This is a genomic window from Kitasatospora sp. NPDC034533, assembly GCF_055575155.1.
Genome location: NZ_JBVITE010000084.1, coordinates 18,152 through 27,274 on the forward strand (window position 1 = coordinate 18,152; position 9,123 = coordinate 27,274).

Consider the following 9,123-nt stretch of genomic DNA (forward strand, 5'->3'; position numbering starts at 1 on the left):
CGGCGGGGTGCCCGTCTGCGGCACTTCCAGCCAACACCGGTGCTTTCCAGGCACTTCGAGGCGCACGAACGGGCGCTCGTTGCCAGTCGTGCGCCCCCGCCGCCGGGACCGCGCCGGTTGTCGCGCGACCCGGGCGGATACCCGGCCGGCACATGCCACCTGAGACCCCGTGGGCCGGGCGGAGCCGACCTGGCACACCGGTTCGAGCGGGAGGGCCCCACGGGGCCGCGGCGGTGTCCGGCGGGGCGGGCGATACGCTTCGTGGGCAGTTCGTCTTCAGTCGTTTGTCGCAGGTCAGGCCGGTGCGGAGCCGCACCGGCGGACGGAGGTGGAATCGGATGCCCCAGCAGGTCAAGGCAGTGATCGCGCGCGCCAAGGGCGCGCCCGCGGAGGTGACCACGATCGTGGTGCCGGACCCCGGCCCGGGCGAGGCCGTGGTCCGGATCCAGGCTTGCGGTGTCTGCCACACCGACCTCCACTACCGGGAGGGCGGCATCAACGACGAGTTCCCGTTCCTGCTCGGCCACGAGGCCGCGGGCATCGTGGAGACGGTCGGCGAAGGCGTCACCGAGGTCGAGCCCGGTGACTTCGTGGTCCTCAACTGGCGCGCGGTATGCGGGCAGTGCCGCGCCTGCAAGCGGGGCCGTCCGCAGTACTGCTTCGACACCCACAACGCCAGGCAGAAGATGACGCTGCTGGACGGCACCGAGCTGTCCCCGGCGCTGGGCATCGGCGCGTTCGCCGAGAAGACCCTGGTCGCGGCCGGCCAGTGCACCAAGGTGGACCCGGCGGCCGAGCCGGCCGTCGCGGGCCTGCTGGGCTGCGGCGTGATGGCGGGGCTGGGCGCCGCGATCAACACCGGCAACGTCGGCCGGGGCGACTCGGTCGCGGTGATCGGCTGCGGCGGCGTCGGCGGCGCCGCCGTGATGGGCTCCCGGCTGGCCGGGGCGTCGAAGATCATCGCGGTGGACATCGACGACCGCAAGCTGGAGACCGCCCGCAAGCTGGGCGCCACCCACACCGTCAACTCCCGCACCACCGACCCGGTCGAGGCGATCCGGGAGCTGACCGGCGGCAACGGCGCGGACGTGGTGGTCGAGGCGGTCGGCCGCCCGGAGACCTACAAGCAGGCCTTCTACGCCCGCGACCTGGCCGGCACCGTCGTCCTGGTCGGCGTGCCCACCCCGGAGATGACGCTGGAGCTGCCGCTGCTCGACGTCTTCGGCCGCGGCGGCGCGCTGAAGTCCTCCTGGTACGGCGACTGCCTGCCCTCGCGGGACTTCCCGATGCTGATCGACCTCCACCTCCAGGGCCGGCTGGACCTCGGTGCCTTCGTCACCGAGACGATCGAGCTGGACCAGGTGGAGCAGGCCTTCGAGCGGATGCACCACGGCGACGTCCTGCGCTCGGTGGTGGTCCTGTGAGCGCGCGCGTCGACCGCCTGGTCACCGCTGGGACCTTCGACCTCGACGGCGGCAGCTGGGAGGTGGAGAACAACGTCTGGATCGTCGGGGACGACGAGGAGGCGGTGGTGATCGACGCCGCCCACGACGCCGAGGCCATCGAGGCCGCGCTCGGCGGGCGCCGGCTGCTGGCGATCGTCTCCACCCACGCGCACAACGACCACATCGACGCGGCCCCGGCGCTCGCCGCCCGCACCGGTGCGCCGATCCTGCTGCACCCGGACGACCTGCCGCTGTGGCGGCTCACCCACCCCGAGCGCCTCCCGGACGGCGAACTGGCCGACGGGCAGCGGATCGAGGTGGCCGGCACCGCGCTGACGGTGCTGCACACCCCGGGCCACGCCCCGGGCGCGGTCTGCCTGTACGCCCCCGAACTGGGCACCGTCTTCACCGGCGACACCCTGTTCCACGGCGGCCCGGGCGCCACCGGCCGGTCGTTCTCGCACTTCCCGACCATCATCGACTCGATCCGCGAGCGGCTGCTGACGCTCCCGGCCGAGACCGTGGTGCGCACCGGCCACGGGGACCCGACCACCATCGGCGCCGAGGCCCCGGCCCTGCCGGAGTGGATCGCGCGCGGGCACTGACGCCCGGCCCGTACGGCCCCCGGGGAACGGGCGTTCCCCGGGGGCCGTACGATCGCGACCATGGCCCTTGACCCGCGCGAGCTCGACGACGCCTTCCTCGCCTTCTGGCGGGAGCGGCACATCTCCACGCTGACCACCACCCGCCCGGACGGCACGCCGCACGTGGTGCCGGTGGGCGTGACGTACCAGCCGGAGACGGGCACCGCCCGGGTGATCACCAGCCGGGGCAGCCGCAAGGCCCGCAACGTCGCCGCGGCCGGGCCGGAGGGCCTGCGCGTCGCGCTCTGCCAGGTGGCCGGCGCCCGGTGGTCGACCCTGGAGGGCGTCGCGGTGGTCCGCGACGAGCCCGAGCAGGTCGCCGAGGCGGAGCGGCGCTACGCCGAGCGCTACCGCGAGCCGCGGGCCAACCCGGACCGGGTGGTGCTGGAGATCAGCGTCGAGCGGGTGCTCGGCCGGGCCTGAGGAGACGAGGGACACCCCTTTCCGGAACGGTCGTTCCGCGTGCGAGAACGCCCGTTCCGCCGTCAGGCTCCCGACCGGGAGCGCGCGGCGACAACCGGATCCCGGCCACTGTGTCAGTTCGGCGGGGCCTCCTCGGGCGGCGGTGACGGAGTTCCCGGGACCTGACACAGACGGGAGCGGGTCCGCCGCTCGTCGCCCTCGGGCTGCCTACTGTCGACGGATCCCGATGGAAGGAGTGGACCGTGCAGCCTCGATCGTCCTTCATCCACGCGCACCACGACGTCGCCGAGCCCTCGGCGGACGGCGGCATCAGCGGGACGGCCCGCAGCGCACTGCTCGCCGAGATCCCGCGCTCCAGCCCGGAAGTGATGGAGAGCATCGCCGTCGCCCTGCTGTCGCTGACCGTGCCGGGCGTGTGCCTGCGGGCCGGCCGCACCATCCGGCCGGAGCCCTCGGGCGCGCCGTACGGGGCCGTGGAGGCGGCCCACGACGTGACAGACTAATCAGATTAATTAATCGGTTTCCCCCCGCTGCCCCTTGGATCTGCCCTACACGGATCGTTCACATCTCCTGGGGGGAAATCGTGATAGCACGTCGTTCGTTCCTGGTGTCCGGTGTCGCCGTCTCCGGTGGGCTCGGGCTGGCGGGCTTCGGGCTCGCGGCCTCGCAGCCCGCGACCGCCGGTGCGGCCGGAGTGGGCCTGACCACCCCCACCGGCGGGGTGACCGCGAACCTGGACCCGGCCGACATCGCCAAGTTCGCCGTCCAGATGCCCGTTCCGGCGGTGCTTGCGCCGTACGCGGTCTCGGGCACCACCAGCTGCTACCGGATGACCATGAAGGAGGTCACCGCGGCGGTCCTGCCCGGTATGCCCGCCACCACCGTCCGCACCTACAACGGGCAGTTCCCGGGCCCGGTCATCAGAGCGAGATCGGGCCAGCGGGTCGTCGTCCAGCAGACCAACAACCTCGCCCAGCCGGTCTCCGTCCACCTGCACGGCGCGCACGTCCCGGAGTCCAGCGACGGCGGGCCGATGGACCTGATCCAGCCGGGCGCCTCCAAGACCTACACCTACCCGAACGAGCAGCCGCACGCCAACCTGTGGTTCCACGACCACGCCCACCACCAGGAGTCCGAGCACGTCTTCCGCGGACTGTCCGGCACCTACCTGCTGACCGACGACACCGAGCAGCAACTGCCGCTGCCCTCCGGCCAGTACGACGTGCCGATCGCCCTGCGCGAGGCCCGTTTCGACCAGTCGGGACAGCTCGTGTACGAGATGGACGACTGGCCCAACCGCAACGTCATCCTCGCCAACGGCAAGGCCTGGCCGTACTTCCAGGTCGCGGCCCGCAAGTACCGGCTGCGGTTCTTCAACCAGAGCAACGCGCGCTTCTTCGACCTGAAGCTGTCCGACGGCTCGGAGTTCACGATCATCGGCGGGGACGGGGGCCTGCTCCCGAACCCCTGTCAGGCGACGGTGGTGCGGCTGTCGCCCGGTGAACGCGCCGACGTCGTCATCGACTTCTCGCGCTACGCGGTGGGCACCCAGGTGGTGCTGGAGAACGGCATGCCGCCCGGACCGGTCGAGCACGTCGGCAAGGTCATGCGCTTCGACGTCACGCGCACCGCCGCCGACCCGAGTTCGGTCCCGGGCACCCTGCGCACCCTGCCGGCGCTGCCGCCCGCCACCGTCAACCGCGCCTTCGTGCTGAGCATGGACGAGGACGGCAGGCCGGACGCGGGCGCCTACATCAACGGCCTGACGTACGACCACAACCGGATCGACACCGAGATCGCCTACGGCACCACCGAGATCTGGACGGTCACCAACTCCAACCAGGTCGCCCCCCACAACTTCCACATGCACCTGGTGATGTTCCGCGTCCTGGAACGCAACGGACAGCCCGTCACCCAGGGGTTCGAGACGGGGCTCAAGGACACCGTGAGCATCCTGGCCGGCGAGACGGTGAAGATCCAGGCGACCTTCACCGGGTACCGGGGCACCTACGTCTACCACTGCCACCTCTTCGACCACGCGGCGATGGGGATGATGGCCAACTTCCGCGTCTCCTGACCGCCCTGCCCCAGGGCCTCCCGGGCCCGCCGCGCCCCGGTTCCCGGGCCCGCAACTGACGGAGTCCGGGCCCATCTGACGAAGTAACCCGACCGCGATTGCCGCCTTTCCGGTGACTGGGGGAACCTCTTCCGCAGTCACCGGATCAAAATCAGAAAGGGACGCTCGAATGACGAACGTCGCCGTCATCTACTACTCCTCCACCGGCAGCGTGCACAACCTCGCCGTGGCCGCCGCCGAGGCGGCGAAGAAGGCCGAGGCCGAGGTGCGTCTGCGCAAGGTGGCCGAGCTGGCGCCGCAGGCCGCCATCGACTCCAACCCGGCGTGGGCCGCGCACCACGCGGAGACCAAGGACCTTGAGGCCGCCTCCCTGGACGACCTGGACTGGGCCGACGTCATCCTCTTCGGCACCCCGACCCGCTTCGGCCTGCCGGCCGCGCAGCTCAAGCAGTTCATCGACACCGCCGGTGGCCTGTGGGCGCAGGGCAAGCTGGCGAACAAGGTCGTCACCTCGTTCGTCTCCACCTCGCAGACCCACGGCGGGCAGGAGAGCACGCTGCTCGCGCTGAACAACACCTTCTACCACTGGGGTTCGATCATCGTCCCGCCCGGTTACACCGACGGTGTCCAGTTCAACATCAAGACCGGCAACCCCTACGGCGTCGGCCACGTCGCGTACGACAACGCGGCCGTGGACGAGGCCACCTTCGCCGCGATCGAGCACCAGACCCGTCGCGCGGTGGAGATCGCCGGGGCCCTCAAGCGCGGACTGTCGGCGGCCTGAGCCCGCCATGGCGCGAGTGGAGACGCACCGTGACCCGGCCGTCGGCGACGGCGGCCGGGTCGTCTGGGACGACTTCCGGGACGGGTTCGACCACCGGGGGGAGGGGGCCAGGTGGACCCTCACCCCGTCCGACGGGACGCTGCCGGACGGCGACGGCATCGCCACCACGACGGAGGCCGGACTGCGGGTGGTGCCCACCGGCACCAACCCGCGCACCGGTGAGCCGGCCTTCGTCTTCACCACCGGCCGGGAGAGCGAGGGCGGTGGCGGCGGCGCCGACCACCTGAAGTTCTTCGCACTGGCCCGGCACACCTCGAAGGGCGGCGTCCTCGGCTTCGACGCCGAGCCCGGCCGGGTGCTCACCATCGACGTGACGATGTCCGCCCGGACGTTCGGCACCGAGCAGCACCCGTTCGGCGCCGCGGTGGCCGATCCGCAGGCGGACCTGCGGCTCGCGGCGGGCGCGATGAACACCGTCGACCCGGAGACGATGATGGTCTTCGACTTCTTCGTCACCAACGACGTGCTCTACGCCTTCTACGAGCGGCTTCCCCGCCCGGGGGCCGACTACGCCGCCTTCTCCTACGCCCTGCCGGTGACCCGCCGGAGCACGCCCGACCAGGTGCACGACCTGGCGGTCGCCTACGACAGGTCGGCGGGGACGGTGGAGTGGCGGGCCGACGGCCGCACGGTGCTGTCGGTCGACCGGATCGGCCACCGGCCCGCGGACCGGGAGCACCTGATCCTCGATCTGGGCGGCCGCGAGGAGGTGGTCGAACCGCGCCAGCTCGCCGGCGGATTCGGCACCTTCACCCTGCTGGACGCCGGGATGCCGGGCGTCGAGGGCGGCCTGGTCCGCCTTGAGGACGGCCTGCGCTACCACGACCCCCACCGTGGTGCACCGGCCAGGCAGCGGTTCGCCGATCCGGTGAGCCTCCCGCAGAACCGCCTGTGGGGCCAGGGAGCGCGGCTCGACGTCCGCGAGTTGGGCGTCACCTCGGCGCCGCGCTAGGCCCTGTCCGGCACGATCGGCCGGACAGGGCCCGGTCCCACCCCTGGCCCCACGCACCGAGCCACACCCCAGGCCCAGCCCCCGCGGGCCGACACCAGCGGCTCCGGCCGGACGGGACCCCCCCTTCGACCGTCCGGCCGGAGCCGCTTTCCTCCTTTCTCCAGCCCCCGGAATTCCGGGGGCTTTTCTGTTTTCCGACCAGCTGACGAAGTCAGGTTCCTTTCATTGCCGCAAGGCCCGGCCGGGCGAAACATTTGTGATATCTCCCGACGATAGGAAAGGGACTCGGAAATGCCGAAGACAGCAATCGCCGGCGGCGGGATCGGCGGTCTGGCGACCGCTCTGAGCCTGGCCCGGCGCGGGCACGACGTCGTGGTGCTCGAACGCCGGGACTGCTTCACCGAGATCGGCGCCGGCATCCAGCTCGGGCCGAACGCGTTCCAGGCACTGGACCGGCTGGCCGTCGGCGACGCGGTCCGGGCCCGCGCGGTGCACATCGACGAGCTCCGCTTCATGGACGGCACGACCGGCGAGAAGGTCGTCTCGATGCCGCTCACCGGTGCCTACCGGTCCCGCTTCGGCAACCCGTACGCCGTGGTGCACCGCATCGACCTGTACGAGCCGCTGCTGGCCGCCTGCAGAGCCGAACCCTCGGTGGAGCTGCGCGTCGACTGCTCGGTGGAGCGCTACGAGCAGGACGCCGACGGCGTGACCGTCCAACTGGCCAACGGCGAGCGGGTCCGCGCCGACGCCCTGGTCGGCGCCGACGGCATCAACTCCTTCGTCCGCAAGCAACTCGTGGGCGACGGCTACCCGAAGGTGTCCGGGCACACCATCTACCGCTCGGTGATCCCCATGGAGGAGGTCCCCGAGGAACTGCGCTGGAACACCGTGACGCTGTGGGCCGGCCCCAAGTGGCACTTCGTCCACTACCCGATCGGCAGCGGCGAGTTCCTCAACCTGGCCGCCACCCGCGACGACGGCGCCACCGAGGCCGTGCTCGGCCTGCCGGTGGAGCGCGACCACGTCCTCAGCGAGTTCCCGGGCCTCGGCGAGACCGCCAGGCGCCTGCTGGAGCTCGGCCGGGACTGGAAGTCCTGGGTGCTGTGCGACCGCGACCCGGTGGAGCGCTGGACCGACGGCCGGGTCGTGCTGGTCGGCGACGCCGCCCACCCGATGCTCCAGTACGCCGCCCAGGGCGCCTGCCAGGCCGTCGAGGACGCCGTGGTGCTCGGCGAGCTGATCGGCACCGAGCCGGCCGACTTCGCCCAGCGCTTCGAGAAGTTCAACGCCGACCGCCGCGAACGCACCGCCGCCGTCCAGCTGCTGGCCCGCGAGATGGGGCGCCGGCTGTACCACCCGGCGGGCGAGGCCGCCGAGGCCCGCAACGCCATGCTGCGCTCGCTGTCCGAGGAGGACCTGTACCGGAAGGTCGAGTGGCTGCACGGCGGCGAGGTCGGCACCGGCCGCGGCCCCGGCCCCGTCCCGGTGATCGAGCGCACGGTCTGATCCAGCCCCCGACCGCCCCCTGTGAGAGGAGTACATCCACCATGCGTCACGACAACCTGTACATCACGGGCGTGGGGGCCTGGTACCCCAAGCCGGTGCCCGTCGAGGAGGCCATCGAGGCCGGTCTGTACGACGACGCCGCCCGCCGGCGCTCCGGCCAGACCGCCGCGACCGTGGCCGGCGACGACGACACCCAGCCGGTGATGGCGGTGCGCGCCGGCAAGCTGGCGCTGCGCCACTCCGGCCTGGACTCGGGCGAGTTCGGGCTGCTGCTGCACGCCACGGGCGCGTTCAACGGCCTGGACGGCTGGAACGTCGGCTCCTACCTCCAGCACGAGGTGCTGGACGGCAACGGGCTGTCCTTCGAGGTCAAGCAGCAGTCCAACGGCGCCATGGCGGCGATCGAGCTGGCCGCGGCCTTCCTCGCGGCCCGCCCCGAGCGGCGGGCCGCGATGATCACCTCCTCGGACCGCTTCGTGATGCCGACGTGGAACCGCTGGCGCACCTACCCGGGCCTGGTGTTCGGCGACGGCGCGAGCGCCGCGGTGCTCTCCCGCACCGGCGGCTTCGCCCGGATCGCCTCCGTCGTCACCGAGAGCCGCTCGGACCTGGAGCGCGCCCAGCGCGCCGGGCTGGAGTTCACGCCGTACCCCGACTTCGACGACCCCAAGGCGTACCCGATCAACCTCATCGACCGGATGCAGGCCTTCGCCGACGAGGAGCACGACGGCCGGATCTCCGAGGTCTTCAAGCGGATGAACGAGGCCCTGGTCCTCTCCGTCGGGCGGGCGAGCGAGGAGGCCGGGGTCCGGCCCGAGGACATCGACCACCTGGTCTTCCCGAACTTCGGCAGGACGATGCTGCGCCAGGAGGTGCTCACCCCGCTGGGACTGGACGCCGCCAGGACGCCGGTCGAGTTCGTCCGGGAAACCGGCCACGTCGGTGCCACCGACCAGTTCGGCGGCCTGGAGTACCTGATCCGCACGGGCCGGCTGGAGGCGGGCCAGCGGGTGCTGCTGTGCGGCATCGGGCTGGGCTTCAACTGGACCAGCGCGATCCTGGAGATCGACGAGGTCCCCACCCCGGTCGCCGACTGACCGGCGGCGCCCCACGGCGAAGGGCCCGGACACCTCCTGGCGGTTTCTAGCGGTCGTTGCAACACGTGGTCGGTTGTCTAGGCCGCGAGGAGTTTAGCCAGACGCTCGGCTGGGGTTTCCCAGCCGAGCGTC

9 protein-coding genes are annotated in these 9,123 nt (G+C 71.9%); all 9 read left to right on the forward strand.

From position 1 onward, the window contains the following. Positions 1–338 precede the first annotated feature (338 nt). The 9 genes from ACZ55U_RS35370 (at position 339) to ACZ55U_RS35410 (ending at position 8,991) form a co-directional block, all read left to right on the forward strand. Positions 339–1,424 (forward strand): S-(hydroxymethyl)mycothiol dehydrogenase, encoded by a 1,086-nt coding sequence (locus ACZ55U_RS35370; protein WP_465533034.1) that lies wholly within the window; start codon positions 339–341, stop codon positions 1,422–1,424. Beyond that, on the forward strand, positions 1,421–2,050 hold the full coding sequence (locus tag ACZ55U_RS35375) for an MBL fold metallo-hydrolase (protein ID WP_465533036.1): 630 nt from the start codon (positions 1,421–1,423) through the stop codon (positions 2,048–2,050). The genes ACZ55U_RS35370 and ACZ55U_RS35375 overlap by 4 nt, the downstream gene beginning before the upstream one ends. A 60-nt stretch (positions 2,051–2,110) precedes the next feature. Then, positions 2,111–2,512, forward strand: a complete 402-nt coding sequence (locus tag ACZ55U_RS35380; RefSeq protein ID WP_465533038.1) for a pyridoxamine 5'-phosphate oxidase family protein — start codon at positions 2,111–2,113, stop codon at positions 2,510–2,512. Positions 2,513–2,754: 242 nt separating this feature from the next. Beyond that, entirely contained in the window at positions 2,755–3,015 is a 261-nt protein-coding gene (locus ACZ55U_RS35385; protein WP_465533040.1) for a hypothetical protein, read from the forward strand. Between the two features lie 80 nt (positions 3,016–3,095). Continuing rightward, a complete protein-coding gene (locus ACZ55U_RS35390) occupies positions 3,096–4,589 on the forward strand; it encodes a multicopper oxidase family protein (RefSeq protein WP_465533042.1) in 1,494 nt (497 codons plus the stop codon). 169 nt (positions 4,590–4,758) lie between these two features. Then, positions 4,759–5,373, forward strand: a complete 615-nt coding sequence (wrbA, locus tag ACZ55U_RS35395) for an NAD(P)H:quinone oxidoreductase (RefSeq protein ID WP_465533044.1) — start codon at positions 4,759–4,761, stop codon at positions 5,371–5,373. Positions 5,374–5,389: 16 nt separating this feature from the next. Then, positions 5,390–6,385 (forward strand): DUF6081 family protein, encoded by a 996-nt coding sequence (locus ACZ55U_RS35400; RefSeq protein WP_465533046.1) that lies wholly within the window; start codon positions 5,390–5,392, stop codon positions 6,383–6,385. 291 nt (positions 6,386–6,676) lie between these two features. Beyond that, positions 6,677–7,894, forward strand: a complete 1,218-nt coding sequence (locus ACZ55U_RS35405; protein WP_465533048.1) for a 3-hydroxybenzoate 6-monooxygenase — start codon at positions 6,677–6,679, stop codon at positions 7,892–7,894. Between the two features lie 41 nt (positions 7,895–7,935). Next, on the forward strand, positions 7,936–8,991 hold the full coding sequence (locus tag ACZ55U_RS35410; protein WP_465533050.1) for a ketoacyl-ACP synthase III family protein: 1,056 nt from the start codon (positions 7,936–7,938) through the stop codon (positions 8,989–8,991). The last annotated feature ends 132 nt before the right edge of the window (positions 8,992–9,123 follow it).